Source organism: Acinetobacter cumulans (assembly GCF_003024525.3).
GTDB classification, from domain to species: Bacteria; Pseudomonadota; Gammaproteobacteria; order Pseudomonadales; family Moraxellaceae; genus Acinetobacter; species Acinetobacter cumulans.
Window position 1 is genome coordinate 2434914 of the sequence record NZ_CP035934.2, and the last position, 17605, is coordinate 2452518.

The 17605-nt window shown below is 41.6% G+C and carries 12 protein-coding genes and 5 tRNA genes; 13 read left to right on the top strand and 4 right to left on the bottom strand.

Features of this window, described 5'->3' with window-relative positions:
• Positions 1-104: 104 nt before the first annotated feature.
• The 13 genes from C9E88_RS11590 to C9E88_RS11645 all read left to right on the top strand — a co-directional run bounded on the left by C9E88_RS11590 (position 105) and on the right by C9E88_RS11645 (position 12537).
• Positions 105-2651 carry a TonB-dependent receptor gene (locus C9E88_RS11590; protein ID WP_106985873.1) on the top strand — a complete coding sequence of 849 codons (2547 nt, stop codon included), beginning with the start codon at positions 105-107 and terminating at the stop codon, positions 2649-2651.
• Between the two features lie 278 nt (positions 2652-2929).
• Positions 2930-3005 (top strand) — tRNA-Glu (locus C9E88_RS11595).
• Positions 3006-3277: 272 nt separating this feature from the next.
• The gene (locus C9E88_RS11600; protein WP_162368841.1) at positions 3278-5728 is read left to right on the top strand and encodes a TonB-dependent receptor plug domain-containing protein; all 2451 of its coding nucleotides are present in this window, start codon (positions 3278-3280) and stop codon (positions 5726-5728) included.
• 56 nt (positions 5729-5784) lie between these two features.
• Complete coding sequence (locus C9E88_RS11605; RefSeq protein ID WP_106985849.1) at positions 5785-6627, top strand: hypothetical protein; 843 nt, start codon at positions 5785-5787, stop codon at positions 6625-6627.
• 96 nt (positions 6628-6723) lie between these two features.
• Positions 6724-6861 carry a hypothetical protein gene (locus tag C9E88_RS17620; RefSeq protein WP_165382509.1) on the top strand — a complete coding sequence of 46 codons (138 nt, stop codon included), beginning with the start codon at positions 6724-6726 and terminating at the stop codon, positions 6859-6861.
• A 154-nt stretch (positions 6862-7015) separates the two neighbouring features.
• Positions 7016-8443: an amino acid permease gene (locus tag C9E88_RS11610; protein WP_106985848.1), complete on the top strand. Its 1428-nt coding sequence runs from the start codon at positions 7016-7018 to the stop codon at positions 8441-8443.
• Positions 8444-8633: 190 nt separating this feature from the next.
• Positions 8634-8709, top strand: a tRNA-Glu gene (locus tag C9E88_RS11615).
• A gap of 114 nt (positions 8710-8823) precedes the next feature.
• Positions 8824-10242, top strand: coding sequence for an amino acid permease (locus tag C9E88_RS11620; protein ID WP_106985847.1), 1419 nt, complete (start codon positions 8824-8826; stop codon positions 10240-10242).
• Positions 10243-10401: 159 nt separating this feature from the next.
• Positions 10402-11250, top strand: coding sequence for an alpha/beta fold hydrolase (locus tag C9E88_RS11625; RefSeq protein ID WP_227865950.1), 849 nt, complete (start codon positions 10402-10404; stop codon positions 11248-11250).
• Positions 11251-11388: 138 nt separating this feature from the next.
• Positions 11389-11464: transfer RNA gene (locus tag C9E88_RS11630), tRNA-Glu, on the top strand.
• Between the two features lie 24 nt (positions 11465-11488).
• Positions 11489-11564: transfer RNA gene (locus tag C9E88_RS11635), tRNA-Glu, on the top strand.
• 58 nt (positions 11565-11622) lie between these two features.
• Positions 11623-11698: transfer RNA gene (locus tag C9E88_RS11640), tRNA-Glu, on the top strand.
• A gap of 170 nt (positions 11699-11868) precedes the next feature.
• Complete coding sequence (locus tag C9E88_RS11645; protein WP_106985846.1) at positions 11869-12537, top strand: glutathione binding-like protein; 669 nt, start codon at positions 11869-11871, stop codon at positions 12535-12537.
• A gap of 67 nt (positions 12538-12604) precedes the next feature.
• On the opposite strand, the gene C9E88_RS11650 is transcribed toward C9E88_RS11645, so the two are convergent.
• The 4 genes from C9E88_RS11650 to C9E88_RS11665 form a co-directional block, all read right to left on the bottom strand.
• Positions 12605-13849, bottom strand: coding sequence for an NADH:flavin oxidoreductase/NADH oxidase family protein (locus C9E88_RS11650; protein WP_106985872.1), 1245 nt, complete (start codon positions 13847-13849; stop codon positions 12605-12607).
• A 103-nt stretch (positions 13850-13952) separates the two neighbouring features.
• A complete protein-coding gene (locus C9E88_RS11655) occupies positions 13953-15545 on the bottom strand; it encodes an ABC transporter ATP-binding protein (RefSeq protein ID WP_106985845.1) in 1593 nt (530 codons plus the stop codon).
• On the bottom strand, positions 15520-16533 hold the full coding sequence (locus tag C9E88_RS11660; protein WP_106985844.1) for an ABC transporter permease: 1014 nt from the start codon (positions 16531-16533) through the stop codon (positions 15520-15522). Before C9E88_RS11660 ends, C9E88_RS11655 begins: the two co-directional genes overlap by 26 nt.
• Positions 16533-17600: a microcin C ABC transporter permease YejB gene (locus tag C9E88_RS11665; RefSeq protein WP_106985843.1), complete on the bottom strand. Its 1068-nt coding sequence runs from the start codon at positions 17598-17600 to the stop codon at positions 16533-16535. Before C9E88_RS11665 ends, C9E88_RS11660 begins: the two co-directional genes overlap by 1 nt.
• Between the last annotated feature and the right edge of the window lie 5 nt (positions 17601-17605).

Here is a 17605-nt window from a genome sequence, read left to right on the forward strand (position 1 = left end):
TTGACTTAAATACACCTTTATTGATGCAAATAATTCTCAATTGCATTGATATTACACCAACATGTAATGATAATCATTTTTGTTTTCAATTACTAAATTTTATTATGCGATTTGCTCCTTCTACTTTAACGCTCGCTGTATGTAGCATCCTCAGCTCAAATCTTTGGGCTGAAACAAATCTAGAAAGTCCAATTCCTTCAGATGATGAATATTTAAAATTCACCACCATCGTGGTAAAGGCCAAAGCGGCACCCGAGATTGGAAGAAGCACGTATAACCAGCAAGATCTTCAACGCACAGCCAACAGCTCAAAAAGCATTACAGATTTTTTAAAAGTGAATCCAAATGTTCAATTTAGTAATAATCATTTAGCTGCAGGCACACAAGCCAATTTAAAACCCAGCGAAATTTCAATTCACGGCGCACAATCATTTCAAAATAAATTTATGATTAATGGGGTGAGCAATACCAATATTTTAGATCCAGTCGGTGCAGGGACAAGTATCTATGGCGGTATTGACGCAGGCTCTCAAGGCGTTGCACTTAATACGGACTTACTGTGTAATTTGGAGTTACTCGACAGCAATATCAGCGCCAAGCATGGTGGATTTACGGGTGGCGTCATTTCAGCAGACACCTGTGCACCAACCTCTGAAATTGGCAAAATTCATGGCAGTATTTCTTATGACTATACCAGTAGTGACTGGGTTTCCTATCACCTAAAAACAGATGCAGATAAAGGCCTGTTTGATGGCGAGTCTTCACAAGAAAACCAAAAACAATATACCCGCCAAGGTTTAAGTACCAATATTTACAGCAAGCTCTCAGAACATAGTGGCATTAATTTATTTGCCTCGCACCGACAATCAAATATTAATGTGCTCAGTGGTTTAGACAGCCCGAAAATGATTGATCAAAAGAAGATAAATCAAAATTTAGGCGGGACTTTTTTCTATGATCCTGACCCTTTCACTTCAATGAAATTTGGTCTGACTTTGGGTAATTCAGAAAGTAATGGCTACGCAGAAAAACGCATCAATTCTCACCATAATACCCATAACGAATCTGCTTTAATTTTCGCGCAGCACAGTAAAATATATGATCTGGCCAAGGTCACTCAAAAAATTAATTATCAGCAAATTGATAATTCGAGACTGGCTGACAAAAACTACGGTATCAATTGGCTATACGCGCCTGACTCCAAAAATTGGTCTGATCCGAGCTCAAAAGCTATGGAAGGTTCATCGAATGCAAGTATTGATTTAGCCCAACATAGCTTCAACTATGAATTAGAAAGTATCTTTAATGTCATCAATTTTGCTTCAACTGCGCATCACATCAGTGCCGGTTTAGGCTACAACCGCAATGACGTTAAATGGGAACGAACCAAAGACTACATGACCTTTTACGGCGTGACCTCAGGCGTGGCTAAAAACCTATATGATCTCGATGGTGGCCAATGCCAAGCTGATGATTTATTTTGTGATGAGGCAACAACAGGCACATTTATCAATGCTAAAGTCCCTACAATTTATAATGGCCAATATTTTGGTAGTGGATCGCTTTATAAAGCAGGTACATTCCAAGGTACATACCAGCAAGCCTACTTATTTGCTGAAGATGATATTCACTGGAATAAGCTTAAAGCGCGCTTTGGTGTCCGCGCCGATTATGACCAGTCAAATAATAATTTAAATATTGCGCCACGAACTCGATTTAGTTATCAACCCTTTTACAATCCAACCCTAGAGCTGACTACTGGTTGGAATCGTTACTATAGTGCACCCACCTATATCACCGATTTACGTCAAGCATTAATGGGCTTAGACTTTAAAATCTCACGTGAGGATCAAAATGCCGCGTGGACTGAACAGCAAAACTATAATGTGAGTGCTACCCGCAAATCTGACTTAAAAACACCTTATGCAGATGAATTTATTTTAGGTATCGCTAGCCAATATAAAAACACCAATATCGCGTTAAAATGGGTGAATCGCCAGTATAAAGACGAAATCTCGCGTAACCGAAGTAGCATTTCAGTGGGTGGTGGATTCAATCGATCATTTGAATTTGGTAACAATAGCTACGGAAAGAACAATACCGTAACTTTGGGCATAGATACTCTTGAACAACTTCAATTTAAAGGAACTCATCATAACTTAGGCTTAGCCATAAATTACAGCCAAACTTTCCGCGGTACACCGGATTATACGGAAGACTATAACGAAGCAGACATGGAAGAATTGGTTTCTTATAATGGAAAAATTATTCATTATGCCGACCGTCCAGCATCAAACTTTAATCAGCCCATTACTGCACGTATAAAATGGGATATGCATTTTGACCATCTCCCGCTCACGATTTCTAACTTCTTCAGTTATAAAGACAGCTTTGAGCAAGTGCTCAGCTCAAATGACAAAGTGATTCATGAAGGCGTTAAACTGGATACGTATGTGCTTCAAGATGTGAAACCTCGTTTTAGTTGGGATATGCGTACCACCTATGAGCACAAGATTAATAAAGACCACTCAGCTATTTTCGGTCTGACCATAAACAACTTGACCAACCGAAATAATTTATATGTTGCAGGCTCTAAATTGTATTCAGAAATTGGACGCCAAGTGGTCGCAGACGTAACCTTTAAATTCTAAAATCCTTAAGATGAAGAATCACTCCATATTCTTCATCTCTTTTCATATTTAGGTAAATATCTACCTTTAGCCAATTCCAAACCATGTAATACGAGCGTTCTTTTAAAAATCAAAAAATGATCATTTAGTGGTACTTAAATTATTAATGAAAGAGGCCTACAGTATTTATTGAATCATCAACTTAGAAATGTTCAAGAAAAAAGCAATTGCATTGAATAATAAAGAAATTATTTTGACTTTCATCGGAAACATCTCTAATATTCGCTCTACCTCGCAACGTCCCTATCGTCTAGAGGCCTAGGACATCGCCCTTTCACGGCGGTAACCGGGGTTCGAATCCCCGTAGGGACGCCATATCTATTCTCTGTAAAATCTCTAATTAAATTCACACCGATCAATCTATTGATTGGTTTTTTATTTTAATAAAATCGCTTTCTTGAATTGAAAATAATTCTCATTCTTATTGATTAATTTCATTAAGTTAATGATAATCGCTTGCATTACGTTTCACACCGTCACTCTCTATGCGCTTTTGTCACTCTTCCCTCTATGTTGCTATGTTTATTGCACTTCCATCTGCACAGGTATTTTCGGCGGAAACTAGTCCCTCTCCAATCGAAATTCAAATGAATACGATTGTAGTTGAAGCAGATCAACATAAAGAAGTCGGTACAGCAAAATACAATCAAGAACAGCTTAAAGAGATGCCGAATGGCAAAAAAAGTATCAGTGACTTTTTAAAGACTCACACCAATGTTCAGTTTGACCGCGAAGCTTATAGTAGTGGTAATCAAGCCTCTCTTGCACCAGAAAAAATCTCAATTAATGGTGCACCAAACTTTGCCAATAAATTTACGGTAAACGGCGTCAATACATCAAACACCTTTGACCCCGTTGGTGAAAGCGCAGATTCAAATTATTATGGCGCTCCGAGCAATGCTCAAACCGCCAACATCAATACAGACTTAATTTGTGAACTTGAGGTCATTGATAGTAATGCCAGCGCTGAGCATGGCGATTTTCAGGGTGGTGTAATTTCTGCCAAAACCTGTGCGCCTAAATCTGAAATTGGCAAATTGCATGGCTCTATCAGCTATGACTACACTAATTCTGCTTGGTCCCGCTTTAATTATGTCAATGATGCAGAAGAAGCAGCTTTTGAAGATCAAGATACGGAACATCATAAGGAATACACCACACAAGGTATCAGCGCCAATGTCTACGGACGCTTCAATGAAGCTTGGGGATTTAACGCCTTTGGTGCAACACGTGGTTCACGTATTCCTGTCATGAGTGGTTTGGGTGAAAACGACAAGATTAAAACCCAAGAAGTGAATAACAATGCTGGATTCACAGCTTATTTTAATCCTGATGATCAGCAAGCTTATCAATTTGGTGTTGAACACTACGAATACGACAAAGAAGGCTATTATAAAAATAAGATCAACTCCGACTATACAATTGATACCATTACCGACACTTTATTTTTTAATACCAAGAATAAATTCAATGCTTTACAGCTCGAACAAAACCTAAACTATCGCACGACTGAGCTAGACCGACGCTTAAAAAGCAATAGTTCGACCTCGTGGAACTATGCAGCGGGTTCAAAAGATTGGGTACCAGGATCAAAAGATGGTGACACTCTGACTGAAGGCGGTTTTGGTGGCAATATTATTAACCAGCAATCAACCCTGTCTTATGACTTAAAAGCCATTTTCGATCCGATTAAATTGGCCAATACCACGCATCGTTTTAAAACGGGTGCAGGCTATCAGCATAATGAAGGCTCATGGGAACGCCCTGACGCGATGGCTTTATACACCACACGTGCAAATTTAGGTACGGCATCTTGTGCAGTTGGCGATGCTCAATGTGATGAAGCCGATTTACAGTACCGCCCAAGCTCAACCAAGCCTTGGGAATCTTGGACAGGTCAGTACTCACGCTCAGGTACATTTTACAATGCAGGTAAATTTACTGCCCGCCAAGACCAGTGGCATGTTTTTGCTGAAGACGACATGAGCTGGCAGAACTTCCGTGCGCGCCTAGGTTTACGTGCAGATTATGATTCTTTGGGATCAAATCTCAACATTGCACCACGCTCGACTTTCGAATACCTACCATTTTCAAACGATACGCTTAAATTTACAGCGGGCTTTAACCGTTACTACGGCAATGTCTTCCTCATGACTGAGCTCGATGAAAAAACCTACACGACTTATGCGAATTTATCGCGTTCTGCAAGTTATGACTCAAATTGGGATGAAAGCAATAATTACGGCTGGGTGACCACTTATCCAAGCTCACAAGCTGCAGCAGTTCGCGCAACGGATGTCAAAACACCGTATAGCGATGAAAAAGTGTTTGCAGTAAGCAGCCAAATCAAAAATTTAGATTTGAATTTAAAATGGGTAAATCGTCAATTTGAAGACCGAATTGAAGAAACCCGTATTTACAAAACCACAGCGGCGGGCACGCAAGCCTTAGACTACCGCACTTATGCCAATGTTGACGGCGGTCAAGCCGATACCTATACATTTACAATCAGCAACACTAATCCGTGGGACATTGGCCAGACACAGCACAAACTTGCGCTCGGCTTAAGCTATATTGAAAATGAAACCACACGCGGTTCATATAAAGATATGGATACTGACTCGCGTAATGCCTATGTGTCTTTAAACGGCTTAATTATTCCAAAAAGTCAGCTTCCAGTGAAAGATGCCCCATTTACAGCGCGTTTAAACTGGGAAATGAAAGGGACAGCGCTACCGTTTACCCTGCATAACTTTTTAAACTTTCGTTCTGCTTCAACAAACTACGTCGCAACGGGTGATAAAGTATCGTGGGATGGTTCAGATATCTCAGTTATGGAAGAAGAAGATTTTGCCAGCAAATTTACTTGGGATGCCCGCGCAACCTATGACTGGAAAATCACACCACAGCAAAGCATGACCTTCGGCTTAACCGTTTCAAACGTTTTAAACAAACAAAATAAGAACGTGACCGATGCTGGTAAGCTTTATTCTGAAGAAGGACGTCGTTTTATTGCTGACCTTAGCTATAAATTCTAATCCCCCCATCAAGCGCGCCTCAAAATGCGCTTGATTCATTTATAAATAGACCAACAATGAAAAAAATTATTCTGCTGCTCGGAATTTGTATATTGGGTATCAGCCTGATCGTTTACTTCTTTCGACCAAATTCAAATACACACACTGCCCCAGAACAAATTTCTAAAGTTGGCACGACACAACGAGAATCCATAACAGCAAATACTTCAGATCAAACTGAAAATCACTCAAATGATTTAGCGCATCAGTCAGTAGCCCCATCTGGAAAAGCAAAAAAACTAAGCGAAGAAGCGACACGTTACTACAAGGTAGCTTATACCTACGGCTGGGAGGCCATTGTTCGTGACTTTGAAAATGGCACCATTGCCAAAAGTAAAATGCCTGATGATGAAAAAAAGAAACTCTGTGAATTGGCCTTAACGGGTACAACTGTTGAACAAACCAAACGCTTATTTACAGCCAACTGTAAACCTTTAAATGGCAAAATATCTTTTAGGATTATTAACGGCCAATTAAAAGATGCCGAAGGAAAAATTGATCAAACTGAAATGATTCATAAGCTCAAGTTTTTACAAGCTGAAGACTTTTTTCAAAGCGAAGGCATGTATAAATTCGGCCCCTATGAAGAAAAATTTAATTTACAGTCCAATGCCATTGCATGGGGACTTGAAGAAGTTTCAGACTACCTGCTCAGTATTGGCATTGGTTATGCAGGCAATAGCGACAATTTAATTAACAGTAATATTCAAGGTCGCAATCCATCAATCAGCCTCGTAAAAAAATTAATGCAAGCGGGTATTCACCCTAATGCAAAGACATATACCCTGATAGAAGAACGTAATTTTGCAAGTAAACACCCTGAACTCTACCAGTTTCTACAAGAAAAGAAGCAAAATTAAGCCTGCCATAACACTGTAAGTATGAAAGCGACTTTCACACTTACAGTCATCGCATTTTGATTTATAATTTCACTAAGATATTTAATTGTACTCAACATGCTTAAGAAAATTTTATTGGTTCTGCTTATTTTATTTCCAGCGGCTTTGTATTTGTTTGTTGTTTCCAACAACAGCCAACAACCTGCAACAAATTCGTCCGAACAGCAAGTTTCTCATCCTCAAGATCAGCACTAAATTTAATTCTGATTGTCTTTCTTGCAGCCAAATCAACGGCTGCAAATGTATCTATTTTATAAATCTATTTACGGCTTTTATTTGAAAATAACGATATATGTGATTTTTCACACAATGAAAATATAAAATATATTTTTCAAATCTAAGTTATTGTATGACAACTCCTTCTGATTCTTCGCAGACTCCTGCAAGTGGGGATTCACCCTCCTTAAAACGCGCGATGACCACTCGCCATCTCATTATGCTTTCACTTGGTGGCGCTATTGGTACTGGCTTGTTTATGGGTTCTGGTGAAGTAATTTCACAAGCTGGTCCTTTAGGCGCTGTATTGGCCTACATTATTGGTGGTCTGATTGCCTACATGGTAATGCTGTGCTTAGGTGAATTGGCCGTACACCTTCCTGTATCAGGTTCATTTGGTGCATTTGCAACAAACTATATTGGCCCAGGTACAGGTTACATGGTCTCATGGATGTACTGGCTGGGCTGGTCAGCAACCTTAGGTACAGAATTTACCGCAGCCGCGATATTGGTACAGGAATGGTTTCCACAAACCTCCATTTGGCTTTGGACGCTCATCTTCGCAGCGGGCGTGCTCATTTCTAATCTAAGCTCAACACGTGCTTTTGCAGAGTCTGAATTTTGGCTTTCAATGGTCAAAGTTGCCACTGTACTGGTGTTCATCTTACTGGGCTTTTCATGTATTTTTGGCTTTATTCCATTTGATGGTTATAGCTCAGCTCCTATGTTTAACAACTTAACGGAGCATGGCTGGCTACCGAATGGTTTATTTCCACTCTTTGCCACATTACTGATTGTGAACTTTGCCTTTAATGGTACAGAAATGATTGGTATTGCTGCAGGCGAAACCGAGAACCCTGAAAAGAACGTACCCAAGGCGATTCATGCTGCAGTATGGCGTTTGATTATTTTCTTTGTGGGTACCATTATCGTTATTAGCTCATTACTTACCTATACCGATGCAGGCTTAAACGTTGGCGGTCATGGTGGCTTAAGTAGCAGTCCTTTTGTATCTGTGTTCCAGCACATGGGCATTCCTTATGCTGAAGACATTATTCGCTTCGTGATTATTACCGCACTGCTTTCTACGGCTAACTCAGGTTTATACGCGGCTTCACGTATGATGTGGGCACTTTCCGCTCAAAAGCAACTGCCTCGTGTATTTGCCAAAGTGAATAAAGCTGGTGTGCCGGTTGTTGCCATTTGGGTAACGATGATTGGTGGCTTACCGGGTTTACTTTCCGAGCAATTTGGTGCCGATGTCATCTTTAAAAACTTGATGGGTGTTGCAGCCTTTACAATGGTGATTGTGTGGATGAGTATTTGCTGGAGTCAATTTAACTTCCGCCGCCAGTGGTTAAAGCAAGGTCATAGCGTTGCTGAGCTTAAATTTCAAACGCCTTGGTTCCCTTTAGTACCCATCCTTGGTTTTGTGTGCTGTACCGCAACAGGTTTAAGTATGGCTGCCGACCCTGAAATGCTTTCAGGCTTTATTGGCTGTCTACTGTTTATGGCTGCCTGTTATGCAAGTTATTATTGGTTATATCACAACAAAAATTAAGCATTAATACCTCAATGGATTGGTTTTGACTTAAACGCAGTGTTCTCACTGCGTTTTTTATCGCCAATATTTTCTTATTCTTTTCAATACCCTTCATTTTTTAATCAAACAATTCAATATTTTAAAAATTACCGCAATTCCAGTTTGACAGCTTTTTAAAAACTCCCTAATATACGCATCACCTCGCAACGTCCCTATCGTCTAGAGGCCTAGGACATCGCCCTTTCACGGCGGTAACCGGGGTTCGAATCCCCGTAGGGACGCCATATCTTGATCGCACCTGATCAGCACTTATTCAAAATTACTATTATTTCGTTGCAGATTTACAATTTTTCACTACAATAGCTCGCTTCATTCTCTTGATATTTTAATCTTTTCCTATGCACTCATCTCCGAATGATGCTTCACATCAGGGCAATTCTGCGCCTTTAAAACGCGCTATGAGTACTCGACATCTGGTCATGATTTCGCTTGGTGGCGCAATCGGAACAGGCCTATTTTTAGGGTCGGGTGAAGTCATTGCACAAACGGGGCCTGTAGGTGCCATCATCTCTTACTTTTTAGGCGGTATTATCGCCTATATGGTCATGCTCTGCTTAGGCGAGCTGGCTGTACACATGCCTGAGTCTGGCTCATTTGGTGCTTATGCCAAACGCTATATTGGACCAGGCACGGGTTATACTATCACATGGTTATACTGGCTCACGTGGTCAGTCACGCTTGGAACAGAATTTACTGCAGCGGCATTGCTCATGCAAGAATGGTTCCCAGACAGTTCCATGTGGATGTGGACACTGATCTTTGGCGCTTTTGTATTTACCTTAAATATGATTTCGACCAAATGGTTTGCAGAATCTGAATTCTGGCTCGCTTTAATTAAAGTCGTTACGGTTGTGGCGTTTATTTTGCTTGGTTTATTGGCTATTTTTGGTGTGCTTGGCTACCAAGGTCAAGAAACAGCACCACTGTTTAATAACCTAACTGCTCAAGGCTGGTTCCCAGAAGGCCTCTTCCCAATCTTTACCACCATGTTAATTGTGAACTTCGCATTCTCTGGTACGGAATTGATTGGTGTTGCTGCTGGTGAAACCAAAGACCCTGCTAAAAACGTACCTAAAGCCATTAACACAGCAATTTTCCGCTTGTTAATTTTCTTTGTGGGTACCATTGTAGTCGTTACCTGCCTATTGCCACACCAAGAAGCCGGTCTAGGCAATAATGGAGTGAGTAGCTCACCATTCGTAACCGTATTCCAGCATATCGGTATTCCATACGCTGAAGACGTTATCCGCTTTGTGATTATCACTGCGCTATTGTCAGCAGCCAATTCTGGCTTATTTGCAGCATCTCGTATGATGTGGTCACTGTCTTATAGCAAGCAATTGCCCGCTGTATTTTCGAAAGTGAATTCACATGGTATTCCTTACGTCGCGGTTATTGTGACCATGATTGGTGGTATGCCAGGCTTGCTCTCTGAGCAATTTGCACCTGAAGCCATTTTCACCAATTTACTGGGTATTGCTGCGTTTACCATGGTGGTTGTATGGATGAGTATCTGCTTAAGTCAGTTCAACTTTCGTCGTCAGTGGTATAAAGATGGTCATACAAAATCAGAACTTGGTTTTGCTGCACCGTTGTTCCCAATCGTGCCGATTCTAGGTTTTATTTTCTGCTTCATTACTTGTATCAGTATGGTGTTTGATCCAACAATGCGCATCAGCTTCTTTGGCTGTTTGGCATTTATTGCTGCATGTTATGCAAGCTACTATGCGTTTTATCACAATAAAAATGCATCGTAAGTATCATTCTTGCTGACAATTCAGCAGCAAATTAGAGCAGCCTAGGCTGCTCTTTTTTTATCTATACTAAAACTAAAATAGCACTCATATCCTTGAGAATGACTGATGAATATTATTTTTATTCACGGGATGAACCAGCAGCATGAAACAGCGTAATCGATTGAAAAGCGCTGGCTCAGCTTGCTTAAACAAGCACTCAATCAAACACCGCAACAGGTTGCATTCACCTACTTAAAACGACATTTTCGCATGCCATTTTATGGTGATTTACTCTCACGTTATCATCTCAGTAATGTACTTAGTGCCAGCACACTTCTGCCTCAAACCTGGCCACATCTTCCCTTTTTACATCTCAATACCTATGGACAAAAGAAACCAAACACAGCAACGTCTACAATCAAAACACCATTACAACCAATTATTCAACCCAAACAGCCACAGCCAAATTTTCACACAAAATTTCATCAATTTAGTGCGCTCCGCAAAGATTATGCCTTACATCACTTTGCATTATGGATGAATGATTTTCCTAAACTACACACCACACTCTTGCATAAGTTTTTAGTTGAAACAGATTTATACTTATCCAATAGTCATTTTATGCACGCTGTACATTTACGCATTCATCAGCAACTGCATGACAGCAAACCGAATATTATTGTCGCGCATTCATTGGGTTCGGTTATTGCCTATCACTACCTGCTCGAACACCCAGAAATGAACATCCGCAGTTTGATTACTTTAGGCTGCCCGCTTGCATTTCAAACCATTCAAAAGCGTTTACCTCAACCCATTCAGCGACCTACTTCACTCAAAGGAGATTGGATTAACTTTTATTCGCATGATGATTTTTTAGCAGCTTTAGCACTACAAAAATCACCTTTTGATTTCAGCCCCTCTATTTTAAATCGTGAGATTCGTACATCTATTGAACACCCACACGATATTGCTGGCTATTTACAGCATCCAGAAGTAATTCATGCCATCCTAAATTCGCTCACAAATTAACCCAAAACAATGTATTTTTCCCATATTCTTACAAGATTGTTTTAAATTTATGCACTCAGCACATAAAACTGAAATTATTTCTTCAAATGCGTTTGACACCCCCCTGTTTTCACCCTATTATACGCCCACCTCTGAAACGTCCCTATCGTCTAGAGGCCTAGGACATCGCCCTTTCACGGCGGTAACCGGGGTTCGAATCCCCGTAGGGACGCCAATTTTCAGAAGTACATTTTATTAAGTCCCTATCGTCTAGAGGCCTAGGACATCGCCCTTTCACGGCGGTAACCGGGGTTCGAATCCCCGTAGGGACGCCATTATTTAGTCTAAAAACTTAGACTTTAATTAACGGTTTTAAAATTTGCTTTCTGTACTGTCCCTATCGTCTAGAGGCCTAGGACATCGCCCTTTCACGGCGGTAACCGGGGTTCGAATCCCCGTAGGGACGCCATATTCAAGATGGCAACATCTTATGAAAAAGCTCAAGCATTACGACTTGGGCTTTTTTATTGCCAATGCATTTATAAAAAATTGCCATCCACTGGCCATACAGCATAAGATAAAGATACTCAAAGTGCTTCATTCCATACCCACATAAAACTCCACACCAATATAAGAATTATGCAGATCACATTATTTCATTTACCTAATTCCCGCTCTCAACGCATTGTTTGGCTATTAGAAGAATTAAACCCAAATTATGAACTGATTATTTGTGATCAAAATGCGCCTCAAGCAGAGATGAAATTCCCAACTCTGCAGATCAAAAAACAAGGAAAAATACAGTCGCTAAGCGAAAGTAGCGCCATTGCTGAATACCTCTGCCAGCTCGAACAAAAACTTGTGGTTTTGCCATCAGATCCAGATTATTGGCATTATTGCTTTTATAAAAACTTTGCCGATGCCAGCTTCATGCCTAACTTGGCGTTAAAACAGGTCTTTACGCAAATCGCACAACAAACGCCTTGGCCAGTTCGCTTTATTAGCCTTGCCTTTAAAGTTGCCTTTAATCGTGCTTATTTAAACCCTGAGCTGGATCAACAACTACAAATGCTGAATCGCCATTTCATGCAGCACACATGGCTGGCTGGAGATAAATTCAGCAGTGCTGATATTTTACTATGGTTTCCATTACTAGCCTGTGAATTTGCCCATGCAAAATTTAGCGACTATCCAGCACTCGCCCAATATTTAAAACAAATAAAAAGCAGACCCGCATTCCAAACTGCTTTACAGAAAGGACACTGGTCTGCTGAAGAATTTCAGCGCTATTGGCAAATCACACAGTAAGCCTTACACCGTTCATGTCATTCCACTGACACGCTGATTTTCAATTTTAAAAAAAATAAATTTAAGATTAAGCCGATTTACGTGAATTCACACGACCTTTAATCACCGCAGTTAAATTACCTTTTAAATATTTAAAAAAGACTTTTAACGGTGAGAGTTTTGGATTTGGCTGCTTGCCTTCTCCAATGGCTTTAAATTGCGCGGCATACCAAATAATTTCCATAATAGCCATTTTGTCGACCATTGGAATACCTGTTTTAATTTTGTCTACGCCATAACGCACATCTTGCCCAGCAATCAGTCGATCTGCCAATGCCGTTTCTACTGCAAATGGACGCGCAATACCTACAAACTCACATGCACCACTGTCCAGCGCCGCATTCATGCCTTCAACGGTACGGAAACCGCCTGTTACCATTAAATGGCATTTCACTTCTTTACGGATTTTATCGGCAAAGTCTAGGAAATAAGCTTCACGGGCAATCGTCGATGCTTTACGTTTATCCTCTTTCGCACCCGCCATCGCAGGCGCTTCATAAGTACCACCCGATACTTCAATCAAATCAATGCCCGCAGCATCAATCGCTTTAAACACGGTAATCACGTCTTCTTCAGTAATACCGCCACGCTGGAAATCTGCTGAGTTCAGCTTGACTACAATAATAAACTGATCCGATGTTGCTGCACGAACGGCTTTATAAATTTCCAATAAAAAACGCATGCGGTTTTCTACTGAGCCACCCCATTGATCATTACGCTGATTGGTTAAAGGCGATAAAAACTGGCTAATCAGATAACCATGCGCACCATGCAACTGTACACCTTCAAAACCCGCTTTTTCACATACTGCCGCCGCTGTAGCAAAGCGCTGGATGATATCTAAAATTTCATCTTCACGTAGAGCACGTGGCGTACCAAAAGTTGTGGCTAACATGGGGCTAAATGGCACTGCCGAAGGTGCCACAGTTTCTTTATTTAAACCCTTAGGGCATTGGCGACCAGGATGTGATAGCTGTACCAATTGCACCATGCCATGCTTTTTGCCGACTTCAGCCCATTGGGTTAATAAAGCCAAATCACGTTCAGACTCAACCCCGACTACGCCTGGCTCATTTTTAGCACGTAAATCGACCATGACGTTACCGGTAATCGCACAACCTAATCCGCCTTTGGCCCAAGCTTCATACAAACCAAAATGCAAATGATTCGGCTGTCCTTGAGTATTTGCCAATGCTTCACTCATCGCCCCCTTAATAATGCGGTTCTTGAATTGCGTGCCACGGATCTGAATCGATTCTGCAAGATGGCTCATTTGAAATTCCATTATTCTTTAAATAGTGCTTTTACTCTAAACGTATTCTACTCAGCGTCAATAGCAGATAGACAATTTATATTGTCAAATTAGCTTAATTCAATTAATACTGACTGGCTTCTATCAATTTACGGGTGTAATCCGTCTGTGGCTGTGCAAAGAGCTGTGCTGTTTCTTGAAACTCCATCACTTTGGCATGATGCAGTACCAGTACTTTTTGGCACAGTGCTTTCACCACTTGCAAGTCATGGCTAATAAACAAATAGCTCATTTGATATTCCTGTTGCAAACGACGGAGTAATCGCACAATCGCACGCTGTGTAGTACGGTCAAGCGCAGAAGTCGGCTCATCCAAAATTAACACTTTCGGCTGCAACACCAACGCCCGTGCCAAGGCAATCCGTTGTCGTTGCCCGCCAGATAGCTCATGCGGATAACGCAATTTAAACGACACGGGTAGCTCTACTTTTTGCAAAGCTTCATCTATACGCTGCTGTATTTCTACTTTGGACATCCGCTTGAGCGACAAACCTTCACCAATGGTTTGCTCGACATTTAAACGTGGATTTAAACTGCTGAACGGATCTTGAAATACAATTTGAAAATCACTACGCAACGGACGCAGTTGCTTTTCCGACAGCCGATTCAGATCTTGGCCTTGTAGCAGTATTTGCCCATCTGCATCTATTAAACGTGCAACTGCCAAAGCCAGCGAGCTTTTACCCGAACCACTTTCCCCCACAATGCCAATCGACTGCCCCTGTTGTAGCGCCATGCTTAATGGTTCTACCGCAACAAAATAATCTTTTACCCGATTGAGCAGACCTTGCTTGATGGGAAATTTCACCCCAACATCAGACAACTCCAGCACCGCAGGCTGTGGATCTAGCCTTAAGGCCTCACCAAAATCATGATTCAGCAAATCTTTGGTGTAATTCTGCGCAGGTGCATTAAAAATCTGCTCAACCGCACCTTGTTCCACAACTTGGCCTTGATACATCACGATCACTTGATCCGCATATTGACGCACCAAATTTAAATCATGGCTGATTAAAATCATCGCCATTTTACGACTTTGCTGCAGTGATTTGAGTAGCTTTAATATTTGCGCCTGCAGTGTCACATCCAAAGCAGTCGTCGGTTCATCGGCAATTAAAATATCCGGATCGAGCGCCAATGCCATGGCAATCATAACGCGTTGACGCTGACCACCAGATAACTCGTGTGGATAGCGCTTTAGTTTTTCTTCAGGTTCTGGTATGCCTACATCATGTAGCAGTTCAATCACCCGCTCACGGGTTTTGGCTTTCGACCAACCACGTAGCAATAGACTTTCACCAATAATTTTTTCTACTCGGTGCAGCGGATTCAGGGCAGTCATTGGCTCTTGAAAAATCATCGCGATTTTATCACCACGTATACACCGCAACTGAGGCTGAGGCATAGTCAGCAGATTTTGACCATTCAGTAGCGCCTGCCCACTCAGCTGTAAATTTTTCGGTAATAAACCCAATACAGCCAAACTGCTAATGGATTTTCCAGACCCACTTTCGCCCACTATGGCCAGTGTTTCGCCCGCTGCCAGCTCAAAACTTAGCTTTTGCACCAAAGGCTGTGCTTCGTTATGAATGCTCAGCTGTTGAACTGAAAGTATGCTGTTCTGTTGTGTTTTATTGACGTCTTGGATCGAATGCATCTCGCGCCGCCTCCCCAATATAAATCAATAATGACAATACAATCGCCAAGGTGAAAAAGCCTGAAAGAGCCAGCCACGGCGCATTTAAATTATTTTTGCCTTGTAACAGTAGCTCACCTAAAGAAGCTGCATCGGGTGGCAAACCATAACCCAAAAAATCTAAGGCAGTTAAAGCGGTAATATTTGCCGTGAGCATAAACGGCAGCTGCGACAAGCTCGAACTCATGGCATTAGGTAAAATATGCCGAAAAATAATGGTTCGGTCCGACACCCCCAAACTGCGCGCAGCCCGTACATAATCAAAATTACGCGCGCGTAAAAATTCAGCCCGTACCAATCCGACCAATGCCGTCCAGCCAAATAGCAGCATAATGACAAACAACCAGTACACGCTTGGGGTAAACATGCTGACCAAAATCATCACCATGAACAGCATTGGCAAACCACCCCACACTTCTAATATCCGCTGTCCAATCAAATCAATCCAGCCACCGTAATAGCCCTGCACCGCACCAACAATAATGCCCAGCACTGCAGAAGCCAACGTTAAAGCAAAACCGAACAGCAGTGACACTCGCAGGCCGTATAAAATACGCGCCAGCACATCACGGCCTTGGTCATCTGTACCAAGCCAATTTTGTGACGTCGGTGCTGACGGCACAGGTACAGCCAGTTCTAAGTTGGGTGTTTGATAAGAAAAATGATTGATGGGCCACACAGCCCAGCCTTTTTCTTCAATCAGCTGCTGCACTGCTGGGTCTTTATAATCTGCTTCGGTTTCAAATACACCGCCAAATTCAGTTTCTGGATAGCTTTTAAAAGCTGGCAAATACAAACTGCTGCCGTATTTCACCAGCAGTGGCTTATCATTGGCAATCAGCTCTGCACCCAATGACAGCACAAAAATAATCGCAAAAAGAATAAAACAGCCAAAACCTAATTTATTTGCTTTAAATCGCTTTAAACGTGCCTGCATAATCGGAGACATTATTTTGCCCCCCGTGATTCAAAGTTAATCCGCGGATCAATCACCTGATACAGCACATCACTAATCAAACGCAGGATTAAGCCCAACAAGGTGAAAATAAATAAGGTACCAAAAATCACTGGATAATCTCGTTGCACAATGGCTTCAAAGCCAAGCAAGCCGAGTCCATCTAAATTGAAAATAATTTCAATAAATAAATTACCCACAAAGAAGATGCCAATGAGTGCTTCTGGTAAGCCCGCAATCACAATTAACATGGCATTACGGAACACATGCCCATACAGCACACGAGACTCAGTTAAGCCTTTAGAGCGCGCTGCCAGCACATATTGTTTATTCAGCTCTTCCATAAATGAATATTTGGTCAAATAGGTCAGCCCTGCAAAACCGCCAATCACCATCGCCAGCAAAGGCAAGGTCATGTGCCAGAAATAGTCTGCAATTTTTCCAAACAGACTCAATTCAGCAAAGTTTTCCGAAACCAAGCCCTGTAATGGGAACCATTGAAAATAAGAGCCACCTGCAAAAAACACAATCAGCAGAATTGCGAAAGCAAAAGCAGGAATTGCATAGCCCACAGCTAACAAAAGCGATGTTGCTTTATCAAAAACTAAGCCATGCTGACGCGCTTTTTTAATACCTAATGGAATAGACACCAAATAAATCAACAACGTGCTCCACAGCCCCAAAGATAAAGACACTGGAAGCTTTTCCCACAACAATTGGGTCACAGGCTTATCTTTAAAAAAGCTGGTGCCAAAATCTAAAGTGGCATAACCTTTGAGCATATTCCAAAAACGAATATGTGCAGGCTGATCGAAACCATATTGCGCTTCGATCTTTTGCACCATCTCTTCACTTAAGCCTTTAGCACCTTGGTATTTGCTGGTGTCTTGTGCAGTTTCTCCACCACCGCCCGTGCCCATCCCCTGAAAAGACTCAGCCTGTTGAATCGCTTGTTCTACTGGTCCACCGGGTGCAATCTGAATCACCACAAAGTTAATCAGTAAAATCGCCAACAGCGTTGGGATAATCAGCAACAGCCGTTTTAAAATATAAGTGCCCATGATGT

Bases quoted from the DNA above. Each gene is read 5' to 3' on its own strand.
- C9E88_RS11590 (WP_106985873.1), top strand. From the start codon at position 105: ATGCGATTTGCTCCTTCTACTTTAACGCTCGCTGTATGTAGCATCCTC.
- C9E88_RS11600 (WP_162368841.1), top strand. From the start codon at position 3,278: ATGAATACGATTGTAGTTGAAGCAGATCAACATAAAGAAGTCGGTACA.
- C9E88_RS11605 (WP_106985849.1), top strand. From the start codon at position 5,785: ATGAAAAAAATTATTCTGCTGCTCGGAATTTGTATATTGGGTATCAGC.
- C9E88_RS17620 (WP_165382509.1), top strand. From the start codon at position 6,724: ATGCTTAAGAAAATTTTATTGGTTCTGCTTATTTTATTTCCAGCGGCT.
- C9E88_RS11610 (WP_106985848.1), top strand. From the start codon at position 7,016: ATGACAACTCCTTCTGATTCTTCGCAGACTCCTGCAAGTGGGGATTCA.
- C9E88_RS11620 (WP_106985847.1), top strand. From the start codon at position 8,824: ATGCACTCATCTCCGAATGATGCTTCACATCAGGGCAATTCTGCGCCT.
- C9E88_RS11645 (WP_106985846.1), top strand. From the start codon at position 11,869: ATGCAGATCACATTATTTCATTTACCTAATTCCCGCTCTCAACGCATT.
- C9E88_RS11650 (WP_106985872.1), bottom strand. From the start codon at position 13,849: ATGAGCCATCTTGCAGAATCGATTCAGATCCGTGGCACGCAATTCAAG.
- C9E88_RS11655 (WP_106985845.1), bottom strand. From the start codon at position 15,545: ATGCATTCGATCCAAGACGTCAATAAAACACAACAGAACAGCATACTT.
- C9E88_RS11660 (WP_106985844.1), bottom strand. From the start codon at position 16,533: ATGTCTCCGATTATGCAGGCACGTTTAAAGCGATTTAAAGCAAATAAA.
- C9E88_RS11665 (WP_106985843.1), bottom strand. From the start codon at position 17,600: ATGGGCACTTATATTTTAAAACGGCTGTTGCTGATTATCCCAACGCTG.